Origin of the sequence: Streptomyces sp. G5(2025) (genome assembly GCF_049542075.1) — a bacterium.
Lineage (GTDB): Bacteria > Actinomycetota > Actinomycetes > Streptomycetales > Streptomycetaceae > Streptomyces.
The window spans coordinates 4,361,321-4,377,412 of sequence record NZ_JBMUZT010000006.1 but is presented as its reverse complement, the minus strand read 5'-3'; the positions used below and the strand labels follow the sequence as shown (position 1 = coordinate 4,377,412).

At 73.0% G+C, this 16,092-nt stretch carries 18 protein-coding genes and 1 pseudogene; 8 read left to right on the top strand and 11 right to left on the bottom strand.

What is annotated here, in order from left to right; genetic code table 11:
* Positions 1–65: 65 nt before the first annotated feature.
* The 3 genes and pseudogenes from ACOBQB_RS30690 to ACOBQB_RS30680 all read right to left on the bottom strand — a co-directional run.
* Positions 66–224: pseudogene (locus tag ACOBQB_RS30690) on the bottom strand (DUF664 domain-containing protein); the annotation flags it as partial.
* A complete protein-coding gene (locus tag ACOBQB_RS30685) occupies positions 182–1,639 on the bottom strand; it encodes an aldehyde dehydrogenase family protein (protein WP_423596271.1) in 1,458 nt (485 codons plus the stop codon). The pseudogene ACOBQB_RS30690 and the gene ACOBQB_RS30685, both read right to left, overlap by 43 nt.
* 110 nt (positions 1,640–1,749) lie before the next feature.
* Positions 1,750–2,613: a helix-turn-helix domain-containing protein gene (locus ACOBQB_RS30680; protein ID WP_423596269.1), complete on the bottom strand. Its 864-nt coding sequence runs from the start codon at positions 2,611–2,613 to the stop codon at positions 1,750–1,752.
* A 314-nt stretch (positions 2,614–2,927) separates the two neighbouring features.
* On the opposite strand from ACOBQB_RS30680, the gene ACOBQB_RS30675 reads away from it, so the two are divergent.
* Positions 2,928–3,419: an ATP-binding protein gene (locus ACOBQB_RS30675; protein ID WP_423596267.1), complete on the top strand. Its 492-nt coding sequence runs from the start codon at positions 2,928–2,930 to the stop codon at positions 3,417–3,419.
* Between the two features lie 43 nt (positions 3,420–3,462).
* Here the strand turns inward: ACOBQB_RS30675 and ACOBQB_RS30670 are convergent, their stop codons facing one another.
* The 5 genes from ACOBQB_RS30670 to rpmG form a co-directional block, all read right to left on the bottom strand.
* The gene (locus ACOBQB_RS30670) at positions 3,463–3,702 is read right to left on the bottom strand and encodes a DUF397 domain-containing protein (protein WP_223775964.1); all 240 of its coding nucleotides are present in this window, start codon (positions 3,700–3,702) and stop codon (positions 3,463–3,465) included.
* 354 nt (positions 3,703–4,056) lie between these two features.
* Positions 4,057–4,296: a 30S ribosomal protein S18 gene (gene rpsR, locus ACOBQB_RS30665; protein ID WP_157996640.1), complete on the bottom strand. Its 240-nt coding sequence runs from the start codon at positions 4,294–4,296 to the stop codon at positions 4,057–4,059.
* Between the two features lie 2 nt (positions 4,297–4,298).
* Positions 4,299–5,429 (bottom strand): CobW family GTP-binding protein, encoded by a 1,131-nt coding sequence (locus ACOBQB_RS30660; RefSeq protein WP_423598863.1) that lies wholly within the window; start codon positions 5,427–5,429, stop codon positions 4,299–4,301.
* A gap of 62 nt (positions 5,430–5,491) precedes the next feature.
* Complete coding sequence (locus ACOBQB_RS30655; RefSeq protein ID WP_423596264.1) at positions 5,492–5,737, bottom strand: type B 50S ribosomal protein L31; 246 nt, start codon at positions 5,735–5,737, stop codon at positions 5,492–5,494.
* 5 nt (positions 5,738–5,742) lie between these two features.
* Positions 5,743–5,907, bottom strand: coding sequence for a 50S ribosomal protein L33 (gene rpmG, locus ACOBQB_RS30650; RefSeq protein WP_030361075.1), 165 nt, complete (start codon positions 5,905–5,907; stop codon positions 5,743–5,745).
* 71 nt (positions 5,908–5,978) lie between these two features.
* Here rpmG and rpmB point away from each other — a divergent pair, with 71 nt between their 5' ends.
* From rpmB to ACOBQB_RS30635, 3 genes are all read left to right on the top strand, one after another.
* Positions 5,979–6,215: a 50S ribosomal protein L28 gene (gene rpmB / locus ACOBQB_RS30645; protein ID WP_423596261.1), complete on the top strand. Its 237-nt coding sequence runs from the start codon at positions 5,979–5,981 to the stop codon at positions 6,213–6,215.
* 3 nt (positions 6,216–6,218) lie between these two features.
* Complete coding sequence (gene rpsN, locus ACOBQB_RS30640; protein ID WP_423596259.1) at positions 6,219–6,524, top strand: 30S ribosomal protein S14; 306 nt, start codon at positions 6,219–6,221, stop codon at positions 6,522–6,524.
* Between the two features lie 63 nt (positions 6,525–6,587).
* On the top strand, positions 6,588–7,211 hold the full coding sequence (locus ACOBQB_RS30635; protein ID WP_423596257.1) for a hypothetical protein: 624 nt from the start codon (positions 6,588–6,590) through the stop codon (positions 7,209–7,211).
* 186 nt (positions 7,212–7,397) lie between these two features.
* Here ACOBQB_RS30635 and ACOBQB_RS30630 read toward each other — a convergent pair whose 3' ends face one another.
* Together ACOBQB_RS30630 and ACOBQB_RS30625 are read right to left on the bottom strand one after the other, a co-directional pair.
* Positions 7,398–9,623 (bottom strand): FUSC family protein, encoded by a 2,226-nt coding sequence (locus tag ACOBQB_RS30630; RefSeq protein ID WP_423596255.1) that lies wholly within the window; start codon positions 9,621–9,623, stop codon positions 7,398–7,400.
* A 41-nt stretch (positions 9,624–9,664) separates the two neighbouring features.
* On the bottom strand, positions 9,665–10,762 hold the full coding sequence (locus ACOBQB_RS30625) for a peptidoglycan-binding domain-containing protein (protein WP_423596253.1): 1,098 nt from the start codon (positions 10,760–10,762) through the stop codon (positions 9,665–9,667).
* Here ACOBQB_RS30625 and ACOBQB_RS30620 point away from each other — a divergent pair.
* Positions 10,754–10,966, top strand: a complete 213-nt coding sequence (locus tag ACOBQB_RS30620) for an ATP-binding protein (RefSeq protein ID WP_423598861.1) — start codon at positions 10,754–10,756, stop codon at positions 10,964–10,966. The two genes, ACOBQB_RS30625 and ACOBQB_RS30620, sit on opposite strands and share 9 nt — an antisense overlap.
* Positions 10,963–11,496 carry a hypothetical protein gene (locus ACOBQB_RS30615; RefSeq protein ID WP_423596251.1) on the top strand — a complete coding sequence of 178 codons (534 nt, stop codon included), beginning with the start codon at positions 10,963–10,965 and terminating at the stop codon, positions 11,494–11,496. Before ACOBQB_RS30620 ends, ACOBQB_RS30615 begins: the two co-directional genes overlap by 4 nt.
* 28 nt (positions 11,497–11,524) lie before the next feature.
* Here the strand turns inward: ACOBQB_RS30615 and ACOBQB_RS30610 are convergent, their stop codons facing one another.
* Entirely contained in the window at positions 11,525–12,718 is a 1,194-nt protein-coding gene (locus tag ACOBQB_RS30610; protein WP_423596249.1) for a DUF2786 domain-containing protein, read from the bottom strand.
* Between the two features lie 120 nt (positions 12,719–12,838).
* Between ACOBQB_RS30610 and ACOBQB_RS30605 the strand changes: the two genes are divergently transcribed.
* Both ACOBQB_RS30605 and ACOBQB_RS30600 read left to right on the top strand, forming a co-directional pair.
* Positions 12,839–13,720: an ABC transporter ATP-binding protein gene (locus tag ACOBQB_RS30605; protein WP_423596247.1), complete on the top strand. Its 882-nt coding sequence runs from the start codon at positions 12,839–12,841 to the stop codon at positions 13,718–13,720.
* Positions 13,721–13,722: 2 nt separating this feature from the next.
* On the top strand, positions 13,723–15,909 hold the full coding sequence (locus ACOBQB_RS30600; protein ID WP_423596245.1) for an FtsX-like permease family protein: 2,187 nt from the start codon (positions 13,723–13,725) through the stop codon (positions 15,907–15,909).
* The last annotated feature ends 183 nt before the right edge of the window (positions 15,910–16,092 follow it).

Here is a 16,092-nt window from a genome sequence, read left to right as displayed (position 1 = left end):
TCAATTTTGACTAGGGTATCCCTCTCCAGAGCCGTCGGCTCGAAAGCCGTCTTTCCGTCCAGGGACTCCCGGATGGTGTCGGCGTGGCCCGCGTGCCGCCCGATCTCCTCCACGCGGTGCAGCGTCAGCCAGCGCATCGAGACGGCCCCGTCCTTGGGGGACCAGGGCAGGGCGGAAGGCGTCAGAACGGGAAGCGGGAGCGGCCGTGCTGCACCGAGATCCACTTCTGGGTGGTGAAGACGTCCACCGTCGCCTCGCCGTTCAGACGGCCCACGCCGGAGCTCTTCTCGCCGCCGAACGGCACGATCGCCTCGTCGTGGACGGTGCCGTCGTTCACGTGGATCATGCCGGTCCGTACGCGCTTGGCGATCCGCACACCGCGCTCGATGTCGGCCGTGTGCACCGCGCCGCTCAGGCCGTACGGGGTGTCGTTGGCGATCCGTACCGCCTCGTCCTCGCCGTCGAAGGGCAGGAGCAGGGCCACGGGTCCGAAGATCTCCTGGCTGAGGACCGGGGAGTCGGCGGCCAGGCCCGTCAGGACGGAGGGCGTGACCACGTTGCCCTCGGCGCGGCCGTGCAGGAGGGCGCTCGCGCCCGCGGCGACGGCCTGCTCGACGACGGCCGAGACGGCGTCCGCCTGCGAGGAGTTGATGAGCGGGCCGATGTGGGTGCCGGGCTCGGCCGGGTCGCCGACCTTGAGCGAGGCGGCCTTGGCGACGAACTTCTCGGTGAACTCCGCCTCGACGGACCGGTCCACGAGGATGCGGTTGGCGGCCATGCAGACCTGGCCCTGGTGCACGAAGCGGCTGAAGACCGCCGCGTCCACGGCGTAGTCGATGTCGGCGTCGTCCAGGACGATCAGCGCGCTGTTGCCGCCCAGTTCCAGGACCGAGCGCTTGAAGTGCGAGGCGCAGACCGTGGCGACATGCCGGCCCACGCGGTCCGAACCGGTGAACGAGATGAGGCTCGGCACCGGGTGCTCGATCAGGGCGTCGCCTATCTCGGCTATGTCGGTGATGACGACGTTGAGCAGGCCGGCCGGCAGTCCGGCGTCCTCGAACACCTTGGCCACGAGGCTGCCGCCGAGCACCGGCGCGTTCTGGTGGGGCTTGAGGACGACCGCGTTGCCGAGGGCGAGGGCCGGGGCGACGGACTTGATCGACAGCAGGAACGGGAAGTTGAAGGGGCTGATGACACCGACCACGCCCACCGGGACGCGGTACACGCGGTTCTCCTTGCCGTCCTCCGGGGAGGGCAGGATGCGGCCCTCGGCCCGCAGGGCGAGGTGCACGGACTCGCGCAGGAACTCCTTGGTGAGGTGGAGCTCGAAGGCCGCCTTGAGCCGGGTGCCGCCCAGCTCGGCGATGATCGCCTCGGTGATCTCCTGCTCGCGGTCCTCGATGATCCGCAGGGCCCGCTCGAAGACGCCGCGCCGGGCGTAGGGGTTGGTCTCGGCCCACTCCCGCTGCGCGCGCTCGGCGGCGCGGTAGGCCTGGTCGACCTCGTCGGCGGTGGCGACGGTGATGGACGCCAGCTTCTCGCCGTTGTACGGGTTGAAGTCGATGATGTCCCAGGAGCCTGATCCGGTCTTCCACTCCCCGTCGATGTACTGGTGAGCCAGATCAGTGAAGAAGGACATGAGACGGACCCCTTGCCGTGGCAGCGGACGGAAGCAGGCATCCGAACCGGTGGCAGACACCTGAGGTCACGTCATAGTACTTATGTTTCAGGTGAGTTGGCGGTGACGGTTCAAGTAAGTTGGAGGAGTCCGCGCAGAAGGTCACGGCTGTCCGCCGCGTCCGGGCTGTCCTTGTGCAGCTGCGCCGCCACCCGCTCGTACTGGGCGACCTCTTCCGCCTTGTCGAGATAGAGCGCGCCGGTCAGCTGCTCCACGTACACGACGTCGGAGAGGTCGGACTCCGGGAAGCTCAGCATCGTGAAGGCGCCGCTCTCGCCCGCGTGGCCGCCGAAGCTGAACGGCATCACCTGGAGCGTGACGTTCGGCCGCTCGGAGATGTCGATCAGGTGCTGGAGCTGACCGCGCATCACCTCCCGGTCGCCGTACGGGCGTCGGAGCGCCGCCTCGTCCAGGACGCAGTGGAAGCGGGGCGCGTGTTCGGAGGCGAGGAGCTTCTGCCGCTCCAGGCGCAGCGCGACGCGCCGGTCGATCTCCGCCTTGCTCGCGCCCTGCATGCCGCGCGCGACGACCGCGTGGGCGTACGCCTCGGTCTGCAACAGGCCGTTGACGAACTGGACTTCGTAGACGCGGATCAGTGAGGCCGCGCCCTCCAGGCCGATGTACGTCTGGAACCAGCCCGGCAGGACGTCGGAGTAACTGTGCCACCAGCCCGTGAGGTTGGCCTCCTTCGCCAGCGAGAGGAGTGCGCCGCGCTCGGCCTCGTCCGTGACGCCGTACAGCGTGAGTAGGTCCTCTATATCCCTGGACTTGAAGCTCACCCGTCCCAACTCCATGCGGCTGATCTTCGACTCGGAGGCGCGGATCGAGTAACCGGCCGCTTCGCGGGTGATGCCCCGGGATTCCCTCAGGCGCCTCAGCTGCGAGCCCAGCAGGATGCGCCGTACCACCGAGCCACTCGACTCCCCTGCGGTCACTTCGCTCAATCCTCCCCATCGACTGGAAGCCAGCAGTCTGCCATTAAACGCTTCGGGCCGTACACGTTCGGTTACAGAAAGGGAAAGCCTCCGAAAGCTGACCAGAAGAAGTCGGGGGGAGAAATGGGCAACAAGTGGCATGGGAACCATCAAGTCCGGCGCGTGCACGTGCATCTGCCCTTGCATCTGCTCTGCGCATTCGGAACCATGGTCCGCGCGCCACTGCTGTACCGACCGTGTACCACCCGCACCATCGGCGACCGACCGCGCCACCGCTCCATCGCTATGTACCGCGAAACCGGGGAGTGCCTCGCATGGGGACGAATGGATCGACCATGCTCGTCGAGCCGCTGAGGCAGGGGCTTCCTCCACTCGACCCCTCGGCGGTCGACAGCGCGGCGTCCGTCGCCCTCCCCGCCCGTTACGAAGCGGTGGGCAGCGCACGGCAGTTCACCCGCACGACACTCGGGCAGTGGGAACTGGAAGAGCGTTTCGACGACATAGCGCTGGTCGTCTCCGAACTCGTCACCAACGCGCTGCGGCACGCCCTGCCCGCCGACACTCCGCGCGAGCAGCCGGAGCCGCCCGTGCGGCTCCATCTGATGCGCTGGGCGTCGCGTCTGGTGTGCGCGGTGCGCGACCCCAGCGACGAGAGTCCCGTCGCGCGCGACACCGACGACGACTTCTCCGCGGAGTCGGGCCGGGGCCTGTTCCTGGTGGAGTCCTTCAGCGACGGCTGGGGCTGGCACCCGCTCGCCGGCGCGGTGCGCGGCAAGGTGGTCTGGGCGTTGTTTCAGCTGCGCTGAGCGGTACGGGCGGGGGGCTACAAGGGGCCTACAGGAGGGCGGGCTAACCGCCTATCAGGTGGTCGAACTCCCCGTCCTTCATCCCCAGCAGCATCGCCTCTATCTCGGCGCGCGTATAGACGAGTGCCGGGCCGTCCGGGAAGCGCGAATTGCGTACGGCGACATCGCCGCCGGGCAGCTTCGCGAACTCGACGCACGAGCCCTGCGAGTTACTGTGCCTGCTCTTCTGCCAGACCACCCCGTGAAGCTCCGTGGCCGCCATGCCGTTAAACGCGTGGTGCACAGATCGCTCCCCGGTGGTGGTGCAGTGCCTGTAGTGGCTCTAGATGCAGTGGTCAACTGTCCCGGATCATAGCTGTGTTCACATGCCGATGCATGGGCAGATGCACGTGCACGCGCGGTGGTGCGTTGATTACAGCCCTGAGCGCAGCCCTGAGTCAGCCCCTGAGCACAGCCCCGAGTGCGGTCTTGTTCGCCGCCCGATCGCGGCTCTTCGGAAGCGGCTCTTCAGAAGCGGCTCTTCAGAAACAGACGCACACCGCGCCGGATGTGTTCCGTCCGGAGACGGAAAACAGCGGCGCGGTGTGCGGGGGGGAGCGGGGCAGGAAGGGAAATCGGCGGTGTGGGCGGCCTCGGGTCAGCGCGGGGTGCCGTACGGCAGGAGGGCCATCTCGCGGGCGTTCTTGATCGCGGCGGCGATCTGCCGCTGCTGCTGCGCCGTCACACGCGTCACACGGCGGCTGCGAATCTTGCCCCGGTCGGAGATGAACTTCCGGAGCAGGTCCGTGTCCTTGTAGTCGATGTACGTGATGCCGGCCTGGTCCAGGGGGTTGGGGCGCGGCTTCTGCGGGCGGGCGGGGGACTTGCGGGGGGACAAGGTCAGACCTCCAGGAGGGTGTCGAAGGCGGGCGGCAGGTTCTTCCAGGCGTCACGCCCGGCGGCGTACTCCTCGTCGGTGAGCAGGCAGGACTCCAGGACCTCTGCGAGCCCCGCGCGGTCCAGGCCCGGCGAGGTGAACACCAGGTGGTTGCAGCAGTCGCCGTGCTCCGGATGCCAGTCGAGGGCGGCGGCCGCGCGGCGCACCGGCGGCACCATCTCCCACGCGGCGTCGGGCAGCGAGGCCAGCCAGGGCCCGGCGGACTCCACGCAGAGCGCGCCGCCCGCCGCGTCCCAGCCGAGCAGGGTGTCCGGATGGTCGGCGAGCCAGAACCGGCCCCGGCTGCGGGCCGCCGCGCACGTCAGGTCCTCCAGCGCGTCGTAAAGCCGCCCGGGGTGGAACGGCCGCTCCCGGTGCCATACGAAAGTGGAGACGCCCGACGCGTCGGCCTCGACCGGCAGCAGCGCGCAGGACGGGTGCTGCGCCGCGGCGGCCGCCTCGACGTCGAACCCGGCGAGGACGGCGCCCGCCAGATCGCCGTGGCCGATCGGGACCTGGCGGGCTGTCGGATGGAGCTGGGCGAGCAGCGCACGGTCCTCGTCGTCGGCCTCGGCGGAGTCCATGACGGCGAGCACGGGGGCGTACTCCAGCTGGCGCGCCCAGGTGTCGGCGACGGTGCGCTGGTCGGTGGGGGCCGCGGCGAGTCCGGCCTCCATGAGGTCGTCGCCGTTGCCGAGGCAGGGCAGGAGCAGGGCGGGGTCCACCGCCGTGACCACACCGCTGAGCCTGAGGCCCTCGCCGCCGTGCGCGGTGATGACCTCGGCCATGGCCTTGGGCTCGACCGAGTCCCACAGCTCGACGACCGCGAGCCGGGTCAGGCCCGCGTCCGCGAGGCGCTCCAGCTCGGGCACGAGGTCCTCGCGGAGCGCGCAGCACGCGCAGTCGTTGACGAGGGGGGCGTCGCCCGTGGAGAGCACGCCGGTGGCGTCGCGCACGGTGCGCACGACCGTGCCCCGCACCGCGGTCGACAGGTCGTGGTGGAGGGCGACGCTGTCGGGGACGGTGGCGAGGAGGTGCTCGACGGCCGCCCTGCGGGCGTCCGCGTGGAGTCCGCCGACGATCACGGTGTCCATCGGGCGGGCGCCGTGATCGTCGCGCTCGCCGTACTGACCGGGCTTGTAGTGCCGGTGGTCCATCAGCGCTTACCGAAGCGGCGTTCGAAGCGCTCGACGCGGCCCGCGGTGTCCAGGACGCGGGCCGTCCCCGTGTAGAAGGGGTGGCTCGCGGACGAGACCTCGACGTCGATGACCGGGTACGTGTGCCCGTCCTCCCACTCGACCGTCTTCTCGCCGGTGGCGGTGGAGCGGGTGAGGAAGGCGAAGCCCGCGGCCTTGTCGCGGAAGACGACGGGGGCGTACGGCGGGTGGATGTCCTTGCGCATGGCGGTCAGCGCTCCTCTCGGAAGTCGACGTGGCGGCCGGCCACCGGGTCGTACTTGCGCAGCGTGAGGCGGTCGGGGTCGTTACGGCGGTTCTTGCGGGTGACGTAGGTGTAGCCGGTTCCCGCCGTGGACCGGAGCTTGATGACGGGGCGGAGTTCGTTGCGGGCCATGTGGGTAGTATATGAAAACGACTCCCGTTTTCAACAGCGGGTGCCTTCGACCGACAGAGAGGTGCGTCACCTTGTCCGCCCACTGCCAGCTGACCGGCGCGAAGCCCGGTTTCGGCAACCACATCTCCCACTCCCACCGGCGGACCTCCCGCCGCTTCGACCCCAACGTCCAGCGCAAGCGGTACTGGCTGCCGAGCGAGGGCCGGTACGTGCGGCTGCGGCTCAGCACGAAGGGGATCAGGACCGTCGACTCCATCGGCATCGAGGCGGCCGTCGCCCGGATCCGCACCCAGGGCGGGAAGGTCTGACCGATGGCGAAGAAGAGCAAGATCGCGAAGAACGAGAAGCGCCGCGAGATCGTCGCGCGGTACGCCGCGCGGCGGGCCGAGCTGAAGGAGATCATCCGCAGGCCCGGCACCGGCGACTCCGAACGGCTCGCCGCCCAGCGGGAGTTGGCGCGGCAGCCGCGTGACGCGAGCGCCACGCGCGTGCGCAACCGGGACAGTGTCGACGGGCGTCCGCGCGGCTATGTGGGGGCGTTCGGCCTGTCGAGGGTGAAGTTGCGTGAACAGGCGCACGCCGGATTCCTCCCCGGTGTGCGCAAGTCCTCCTGGTAGCTTGGCGCGCGACTTCGCCGGCGCCGCCGGCGTGCGATGCCGGGCTCTCCAGGGGGACTTCACGTGCGTACGTACGTCCGTAAAACTCGTCGTGCCGGTCATGTCCGGATCCGGGCCGGGGCCGTCGCGGTCGGTCTGGTCGCGGCGCTCGCCGTGGCCGGGTGCGGCGGTGGCGGCGACGGCGACGGCGACGGCGGCAGTGACGGCGGCGGCAAGGACCGCGGTTCGTCCGCCGGGTCCGCCGGGTCCGGCGGCTCGGACGGCGGCGGCTCCGATGGCTCCGGCCGCGGCAGCCTGGAGGGATCGTGGGTCTCCACGACCGGCGGGAAGCCGCTGGCTCTCGTGATCCACGAGAAGTCGGCGTCGCTGGTGGGCGAGGACGTGATGTGCAGCGGCAGCGCGGGCGGCGGGAGGATCAGCCTCAAGTGCCCGCAGGGGAACGCCGATCGCACGACCGGACGGATCGAGTCCGTGGACGCCAAGACGCTGAAGGTCGCCTGGGAGGGTGCTGGCGAGGACGAGTTCCTGAAGACGGACGGCGGCAAGCCGCCCAAGGGGCTGCCCACGGACATGCCCACCGATCTGCCGGACCTGCCCACGGACATGCCCACCGATCTGCCGGACCTGCCCACGGACATGCCCACCGATCTGCCGGAGGATCTGCCCACGGGCATGCCGCAGACCTGACGGCGTACCGCTTTCGCGGCGGTCAGCGGGTCGGGGGGCCTTTCTGGTCACCCGGCCCGTTCGACGTCCCGGAGGCCTCGGAGCCGTCCACGAGCATCGGGGGCGGGGGCGTATCGGACGGCGGCAAGCTGCCCGAGGGCCCCACGGGCATGCCGCAGACCTGACGGCGTACCGCTTTCGCGGCGGTCAGCGGGTCGGGGGGCCTTTCTGGTCACCCGGCCCGTTCGACGTCCCGGAGGCCTCGGAGCCGTCCACGAGCATCGGGGGCGGGGGCGTGTCGAGGGCGTCGGTGAGTTCTTCGAGGGTGTCGAGGAGCAGACCGGCCCCTCTGCGGACGACGCGGTCGGGGACGCCCTCGCCGTCCCACTCCTCCAAGGCCGTGCGGACCGCGTCCCACCGCGGGGGGCGGCGTTCGCGTACCGCCTTCGCGCCCTGTTCCGTCGACTTGCGCAGCGCCTCGGCCAGGCGGGCCGCCGCGGGGACGGGGGTGGCGTCGCGCTCCGGCAGGTGTGCCTCCATCAGCATGGCCACGCGGCCCAGTTGGGCGAGGGCCCGCTCCGCGTCGGCGGCCGCGGCGCGGGACAGGCCGCGGTGGCGCACCGGCTCGTTCTTGGCGCGGTCCGTCGCCTCCTGCCAGGCGACGCGGGCGTCACGCGCGGCGAGCAGGGCCTGGCGGACGTCGGGGCAGGCCTGGCCCGCCGGGTACGCGTAGCGGTCGACGACGGCGGCGGCGTAACGGCCATCGGTGACCAGCCAGTCCGCGAGGCGGGTGCGCAGGCGCGGGGTCTCCCAGGCCGGGTACAGCGCGTACGCGATCATCGCGAGGACGCCGCCGAGGAGGGTGAGGACGACGCGTTCGGGGACGGTCTGCGTCCACTGCTGGCCGCTCATGCCGAGCAGGAACACGACGTACGCCGCCACGCAGGCCTGCGCGGCGACCTGGCCGGTGCGCATGAGCAGGTACATCATCCCGGCGCAGAGCACGGCGAGTGCGGCGGACAGGCCGATGCCGGGGTGGGCGAGCTGGACCAGGGCCGTGGCGAGCGCGACGCCGACGAGGGTGCCGCCGAAGCGGGCCACGGCGCGGGAGTACGTCTGGGAGAAGTCCGGCCGCATGATCATGACCGCCGCCATGGGTGCCCAGTAGCCATGCCCGAACGGCAGCCAGGTCCCGAGCAGATACCCGGCGGCGGCCACCGCCGTGACCCGGATCGCGTGCCGGGCGATGGGGGACTCGTGGCTCAGGGCGGCCCGCATGGCGCGCAGGGCGGAGGGGACGAGCGCGGGCAGGGAGGGCCGCAGCAGGGCGCTCTGCGGCGCCTGTGATGCCTGCGGGGTCTGTGGTGTCTGTGGTGCTTGCGGGGACTGTGGTGCTTGCGGGGTCGGCTTGTCGTGGGCCGGGGTCGGCTTGTCGTGGGGCGGGGTCTGTGGGGTGCCCGCGGTCTCCAGTACGTCGCGCAGGAGCGCGCCCAGGCGGGTCGCCGCGCGGTGGGCCGGGCCTGTCAGGATCGCGCCCGTGTCGGGGGTCTTGAGGGTGGCCAGGGCCGCCGGGGGGACGCGCACCGGCTCGCCGTGGCGGATCGCGCGGGCGGCCGCGTCCAGGACCGTCCCGGCCGCCGCGAGGATCTCGCGCACCCGGTCGCGTTCCCTGCCCTCGGGCGGGACGCCGACCGCCGGGTCGGCGAGGGAGGCGAGGACCGGGCGGATGCGTTCGGCGATGCCTCGTGCGCCGTGCAGTTCGCGGGGGCGGCGGCGGGCCTGGCGCGGGGTGATCGTCGCCGCGTCGCGGGCCGCCATCAGGGGCTCGGGGTCGAAGGGGGCCACGGGGTCGTGACGGAGCCTGCGGGCGTAGTCCGCCTCGGCGGCCAGGGCGTCGGCGAGGGCGTCGCGGTGGGCGCCCCATCTGCGCACCGGGAAGAGGATGACCAGGGCCGCCTGGACGCAGCCGCCTGCCACCATCACCGCCGCGTGGACGGCCGCGGCGGCGACCGAGGTCGGGATGGTGACCGTCACCAGCATGATCGCGACGTTGGAGGAGGCGATGATGCCGACGGTCGGGCCCGCGGCCCAGCTCAAGCCCGACAGGAACGTCCACAGGGAGAGCAGGGCCAGGAAGAGGAGCAGGTGGGAGCCGGTGAGGTAGCCGAGGAAGGTGGAGAGGGCGAGGCTCGTGCCGGAGGCGAGCGCCAGCTCCGGGCGGGGCCGCCAGCTGCGCTGGAAGGTGGCGATGGCCGCCTGGAAGGCGCCGAAGGCGGAGCTGGCGGCCACCGCCGGGCCGAAGAGGGTGAGGCTGACGCCGATGACGATGGCGAGGCCGGCGGCGCCGCGGGCGGCCACGAGGGGTTCGAGGCGTTTGCGCTCGACGGTCAGGCCTGAGCGGGCTGTCACTTTCAGCGCTCGGAGCCAGGTCACTCTGTGATGATACGGGGGATACGCGGCATATCGGCAGAGGGCTACGGGGCGCTCAGCGCGACCGTGGGTGCAGGCGGCAGGCCCGCACCGCCGGGTAGAGACCCGCGGTCACGCCGATCAGCAGCGTCGCGCCGAAGCCCGCCGTCAGGGACCACGGCGGCACCACCGGCGTCCAGCCCTGCGCGAGGGAGAAGCCGTACGTCGCCGCCGTGCCGAGCACCGCGCCCGCCGCGCCGCCGAGCGCCGAGCGCCGAGCGCCGAGCGCCGACAGGAGCGTCCTCACGGGCCTCGCTGACGAACTTCACGCTCGCCGTCGCCCGCGTGTCCTCGTCCGCTGCCACCGACCGGCCGCCGTCCAGGGTGACTTCGACCGTGACGGCGTCGCCGGGGCCGCTGTCCTCCGGCTTCCCGGCGGCGTCCGGCGCCGCCGTGCCGGTGACCCGGCCCGGCTCCGTCCTGCCGCTGGGCAGGGTGACCTCGGCCTTCGTGCCCTTCGCGGTGAGCGACACGTCGCTCTGGTCGAGTTCGGCGCGGACGACGGGTTTCGTGGAGGCGACGGTGAGGACCCGGTCGCCCGGACCCATCTGGTCGGCGAGCGCCGCGTCCGCCGAGGCGACCTTGACCTGGTCGGGCTGGAAGACGACGTCTCCCTTGCCGACCCGGCCCGTCGGCGTGCGGTTGACGGACTTCTGCCACCGCTTGACAGCGGCCTCGGTCGCCCGGTCGAAGCGCGGGTCGACATACAGGCCGGAGCCGTATCCGAGGGCGACGAGGTTGCGTTCCAGCTGGAGGACGTCGCTGCCCCGATTCCCGGCCCGCAGCTCGCGGAAGGCGGGGACGGGCCCGTACAGCAGCGTCACCGGCTTGTCGTCCAGTTCGTAGAGCCCTTGGCCGCGCGTCACCGTGACGCCCTCGCACGCGGCGACCGTGACCGTGCCCTCGACCGCCGACTTCACCGGGCGGCGCCCCGCGAAGTCGACCTTGCCGTCGACCGTCTTGGACCGCACGAGGTCGGTGCGTACGACGGTGGCGGTGGCGGGCGGCAGTCCGTCCGCCACGCGTCCGGCGCCTTCGCCGCCGCCGCGGAGGGCGTACGCTCCGGCGCCGAGCGCCGCCGCCCGCCCGAAGTACTGCCCCACGTCTTCGACCGCTTCTACAAGGAGGACAGTGCCCGGACCCGCTCGGAGGGCAGCGGCCTGGGCACGGCCATCGCCCTGGAGAACGCGCGGCTGCACGGCGGGACCATCGAGGTGGCGAACAGGGACGGGGGCGGGGGCGGGGGCGGGGCGGTGTTCACGTTGCGGATGCCGTGGCGGCGATCCGCGGAGGTGGGCGGGGCGTGAGGAGGCTGGTCGGAGTCATGCTGATGGCGCTCGTCCTGGTCGGGGTCGTGCTGATGGCGCTCGTCCTCGCCGGGTGCGGGGTGCGGCCCACCGGGGTGGTGGACGCGGGGGCTCCGGCGAGCGGGCTCACCAAGGGGCTGCGGCTGTACTTCGTCTCCGAGCCGGGCCGGCTGGAGGGCGTGCCCCGGCCGGGGCAGGAGATCCGGAAGCCGGCCGACGTCGTCAAGCTGCTGATGGGCCCCTCCGAGTCCGAGAAGCGTTCCGGGCTCACCACGCTGGTCGCGGGCGGGCCGTACGACGTCACCGGCGAGAGCGACCGGCTCTCGGTGCGGGTCCCCGACTGGGAGCTCGACCCCACCTCCGTCCAGGACCGCAACCTCGCCGGGCAGCTGGTGTGCAGCCGGGCGCGGGCGCGGTCCGTCCTCGACAAGAGCGGGCGGACACGGCCGGACGACGTACGGGTGACGGTGGTGTTCGTGGCGGGCGGCGGGGAGTCGGGGCCGCATGTGTGCTCGGACTTCTTGACGTAGCGCGCGTTTTTGCGGGACCGCTCCGGGCTCAGCGAAGGGCGGGGCCCCGGCCCGGCGGCGTGACGTGGGCGCGATCGGCCGCCGCCGTGCCGTGGGCCCAGCCCTCGCCGTCCGTCGCGCCGCGCACCCGCGTCGTGGTCGTCTCCGGGAACATCCGCTCCGCGCGGTCGGTCACCGCCACCTCGCGCGCCGCGAGCACGGGCAGCAGCGAGGCGGCACCGCCCCCGGACGCCTCGGCCGCCGTGGCCGCCTCGGCCGCTTCCTTGACCGCGTGCTCGCCCGCCCGCGCCAGCCGTGCGCCGATGCGGTGCGCGTACGCCAGCAGGAACGTCTGCCGGAACGTCTTCGTACGCTTGCGGCCCGCCGCACGCTGTCCCGCCTCCGCCTTCGTCATCGCCGCCGTGCCCTGCACCAACAGGGAGGTGTAGAGCAACTCCACGGCCTCCAGGTCGGGCTCGAAGCCGACGACGGTCGAGAAGCCGAACGCCTCGTTCCACACCGCCCGGCAGCGGTTCGCGGTGGCCACGGAGTCGAGCAGGATCGCCTTCGCCGTCTCGTACGGGGCGTCCACACCGACGCGGCACGCCCCCGGAACGTCCTTCGCGTGCGTACGGGCGGCGAGCAGCGCCTCGTCGAGGGAGTGGCGCGCCATCAGCTCCTGCGCCTTCGCGGTGAGCGCCTCCGCCTCCTCCAGGTAGCCCGTCGCCTCGGCCTTGGCGAGCAGCGCGCGGATGCGGGTGAGCGTGCGGGGCTCGCCCTCGACGGGGCCCGGCACGGACTCGCCGGGCGGCGGGCCGACCGGCTCGATCGGAGGAAGGCGCAGCAGCAGGCGGTAGAGCTGGAGGTGGGTGGTGGCGTACGAGAAGCGGTCGCGGGGCGGGGCGGTCCCGGTCCCGGGGCCGAGGTCGCGTTCGAGGTCGGCGAGCTGGTCCGTCCAGCGGGGCGGCAGGTGCGCGTAGCTCCGCGTCTCGGAGTGGATGAGGTCTGCGGCCAGGCGTACGTGTGGCTCCTCCAGGTCACGCCGGACCAGGCGTACGACGTCGGCGGGCTGCCAGCCGCCCCGCCACGCGCGGCGCAGGTATTCCTCGCCCCGGCGGCGCAGCTCGGCGTCCGCCCCGGGGGCCGCCGCGAGGAGGGAGGCTCCGGTGTCCAGGCCCTCGTCGGCGTCGCCGTACAGCGCCGCCGCGAACGCGTCGTCGATCACCGAATCCGTGGGGCCCATGGGGCAAGGGTATGAGGTGCGGGCACCCCCGAGCGGCGGGTGGGGGTAGGGCTGGCCCTACCCCCGGGACGCCCCCCAGTGGTCGTGTGCGCGGGCGCGCCCGGCGGTTGGCTTGAGGACATGAACGAGACCCTCTCAACTGCCGTACACCCCGCCGCCGTACGCCTCACCGCCGTACACCGCCTGCACGGTGACGTGGCCGCCCTCGACGGCGTCGACCTGGAGGTGCCCGCCGGGACCTTCGTCGCGGTCATGGGGCCATCCGGCTCCGGCAAGTCCACGCTCCTGCAGTGCGCCGCCGGGCTCGACCGGCCGACGTCCGGGACGGTCGAGGTGGGCGGGACCCCGCTGACGGGGCTGAGCGAGCGGCGGCTCACGCTGCTGCGCAGGGAACGGATCGGTTTCGTCTTCCAGGCCTTCAACCTCCTGCCCTCCCTGAGCGCCGCCCAGAACGTCGCCCTCCCGCTGCGTCTCGCGGGCCGCCGCCCCTCCCGAACGGAGATCCGCGACGCCCTCGGCCGGGTGGGTCTCGCCGACCGGGCCGGGCACCGGCCCGGGGAGCTGTCCGGCGGCCAGCAGCAGCGGGTCGCCCTCGCGCGGGCGCTGGTCAGCCGCCCCGCCGTGCTCTTCGGCGACGAGCCGACCGGCGCGCTGGACACGGGCACCAATCGGCAGGTGCTGGGGCTGTTGCGGGGGCTTGTGGACCGGGAGGGGCAGACGACGGTGATGGTCACGCATGACCCGGTGGCCGCGGCGCACGCGGACCGCGTGGTGTTCCTCGTGGACGGGCGGGTTGCGGGTGAGCTGCGGGCGCCGAGTGCGGGTGGTGTGGCGGAGCGGATGGCTTCGCTGGAGGGCGGGGCGGGGGCGGCCGGGGGCGGTGCGGGGGCGGCTGTTGGTGTTTCCAGGGCTGCCGGCGGTGGCGCCGGGGCCGTCGGCGGTGTTTCCAGGGCTGCCGGGTGTGCGGGCCGTGGTTGTGTGGATGAGAGGGCCGGGCTGTGAGCATGTTCCTTGCTTCTCTCCGTACCCGGTGGAGCAGTCTCCTCGGGGCCTTCGTCGCCGTCGCCCTCGGCGTCGGGCTCACCGCCGCCATGGGGCTCGGGCTCGACGCGAGCCTCGCGGGGCCGGACCGGCCGATCGTGCGGTTCGCCGGGTCGCCCGTCGTCGTCCTGGGGCAGGACCGGCTGACGGTGCCGGTCGAGCGGGGCCCGGACACCACCCACGTATCGAAGCCGCTCTCTCATCCACACCCTGTGGACGCCGGACTGCTGCGCGACCTCCGGCGGCTCGGGCCCGTACAGCTGGACGGCGGCAAGCGGGACGCGGTCGGCGTCGACGCCCCCGTCCGGGCGGTACGCGATGTCGTCGACGGGCGGGCCCGCGTCCTCACCGGCGACGACCGCCGCCAGGCCGATCCCGGCACCGCGCGCGACGCCGAGGCGATGGTGGCCGTCAACTCCTTCCTCGGCACGGCGGGCGGCGTCGCCGCCTTCGTGTCGGTGTTCGTCACGGCGTCGACGTTCGCCTTCGTCGTCGCGCTGCGGCGGCGCGAGTTCGGGCTGCTGCGGATGACGGGCGCCACGCCCGGGCAGGTACGCCGGCAACTCCTCGGCGAGGCGTTCGCGGTGGGTGTCACGGCGTCCCTCGCGGGGTGCGCGCTCGGGGCGTGGGGCGGGCCGCGGCTCGGGGCGGCGATGGTGGACGCCGGCATCGCGCCGCGATCGTTCACCATCCCCGGGGCGTCCTTCCTGGCCTCCGCGCCGCTCTCCTGGCCCTTCCAGCTCGCCTTCTGGACCGGCCTCTTCGTCGCCCTCACCGGCGCCTGGGTCGCCTCCCGGCGGGCCGGCCGCATCACCCCGACCGAGGCGTTGCGCGACGCGTCCGTGGACAGCGGCGTCATGCCGTGGAGCCGGCGGGTCATCGGCGCCGCCCTGCTGGCCTGCGGGCTCGGGCTGCTCGTCTGGACGCTGGTCACGGACCCGGCCTCGCTCATGAAGCGCAAGACGTACACCGTCCAGCCGATGATCCTCATCACCGCGGCCGCCGCGCTCGCACCGCTGCTCGTACGGCCCGTCGTCCGCGCCTTCCGGCTGCCCGGCGCCGTCGGACTCCTCGTCCGCGAGAACTCCGCCGCGTCCGTGCGCCGCACCGCCGCCGTCGCCGCGCCCGTCCTGGTCACCGTCGCCCTCGCGGGCAGTCTGCTGGGTTCCGCGCAGACCGTGAGCGAGGCGAAGGGGGCGGAGGCGCGGCAGCGGACGGCCGCTGACCTTGTCGTCACCGGGCGGGACCTGGAGGCCGTGGCCCGCCGGGAGGTACCCGGTGCCGCCGCCGTCTCCGCGTCCGCCTCCACCGCCGTCTACGTCCGCGAGGAGGGCAGCGCGCTCGTCCGGTCCGACGCGCGCGCCGTGCGCGACCCCGCCGCGCTGGCGGCGACGTCCCGGCTGCCGGTGGTCGCCGGTGACGTACGCGACCTGGACGACCGGTCGATCGTCGTCAACGAGGAGTGGGCGAAGCGGGGGGTCGGTGAACACGTCGACGTCTGGCTGGGCGACGGGCGACCCGCGCGGCTGCGGATCGTGGCGGTGCTTGCCCGGGGCAGCGGCGACAACGGTGCGTATGTGACCTCGGCCAACGCCTCGCTGGGGCGGCGGGACGGGGACGGGGGCGCGGGTTCGGTTGCGGTTGCGGTTCCCGTGGACCGGGTCGACGTGCGGCTGACAGCGGGGGCGGATCGTGACCGGGCCGCGGGGGTGCTGGCGGAGCGGAGCGGGGGTGAGGTGCGGTCGGCGGAGGCGTGGCTGGCCGCCACGTATCCCCGTACCAAGGCGCAGACACGGCTCGGGCTGCTGATGCTGCTCGGCATCTCCCTCGTCTACACGGGGGTCTCCCTGGCGAGCACGCTGCTGATGGCGGCGTCGGTGCGGGGGGCTGAGCTGCGGGCCCTGCGGCTGGCGGGGGCGACGCGGTGGCAGGTTCGGGGGGTGGTAGCCGGGGAGGCGGTGGTGGCGGTGACGGCGGGCGCGGTGCTCGGCCTCGCCGTGACGGCGGTCAGCCTCGGGGGGCTGGCTGTGGGGCTGGCGCGGTTGTCGGTGCCGGTGGGGGTGGTGGTGCCGTGGGATGTCGTGGCGGGCGTGGTGGGGGTTTGCGGTGTGGTGGCGGTGGGGGTTGCCGGAGTGCGGGGGCGGGCGTGAGGGGGGCGTGAGGGGAGGCCGGGGCTGTGCCTCGCCTCGGGGCGTCTTCGGGGGCGGGGCCGCGGGGGCATGTCCGTGCTCGCCATCTTGGCCCTCGACCCCGGATGCTCATCGACCCGGGGAGCACCACCACTGTGCTCCGCGCGCACATACCCCCACGTCCCCTCCGGCGCGCTCGCGGTT

Coding starts and splice junctions, on each gene's coding strand:
- ACOBQB_RS30685 (WP_423596271.1), bottom strand. CDS start 1,639: ATGTCCTTCTTCACTGATCTGGCTCACCAGTACATCGACGGGGAGTGG.
- ACOBQB_RS30675 (WP_423596267.1), top strand. CDS start 2,928: ATGGGGACGAATGGATCGACCATGCTCGTCGAGCCGCTGAGGCAGGGG.
- ACOBQB_RS30660 (WP_423598863.1), bottom strand. CDS start 5,429: ATGGACACCGTGATCGTCGGCGGACTCCACGCGGACGCCCGCAGGGCG.
- ACOBQB_RS30655 (WP_423596264.1), bottom strand. CDS start 5,737: ATGCGCAAGGACATCCACCCGCCGTACGCCCCCGTCGTCTTCCGCGAC.
- rpmG (WP_030361075.1), bottom strand. CDS start 5,907: ATGGCCCGCAACGAACTCCGCCCCGTCATCAAGCTCCGGTCCACGGCG.
- rpsN (WP_423596259.1), top strand. CDS start 6,219: ATGGCGAAGAAGAGCAAGATCGCGAAGAACGAGAAGCGCCGCGAGATC.
- ACOBQB_RS30610 (WP_423596249.1), bottom strand. CDS start 12,718: ATGGGCCCCACGGATTCGGTGATCGACGACGCGTTCGCGGCGGCGCTG.
- ACOBQB_RS30605 (WP_423596247.1), top strand. CDS start 12,839: ATGAACGAGACCCTCTCAACTGCCGTACACCCCGCCGCCGTACGCCTC.
- ACOBQB_RS30600 (WP_423596245.1), top strand. CDS start 13,723: ATGTTCCTTGCTTCTCTCCGTACCCGGTGGAGCAGTCTCCTCGGGGCC.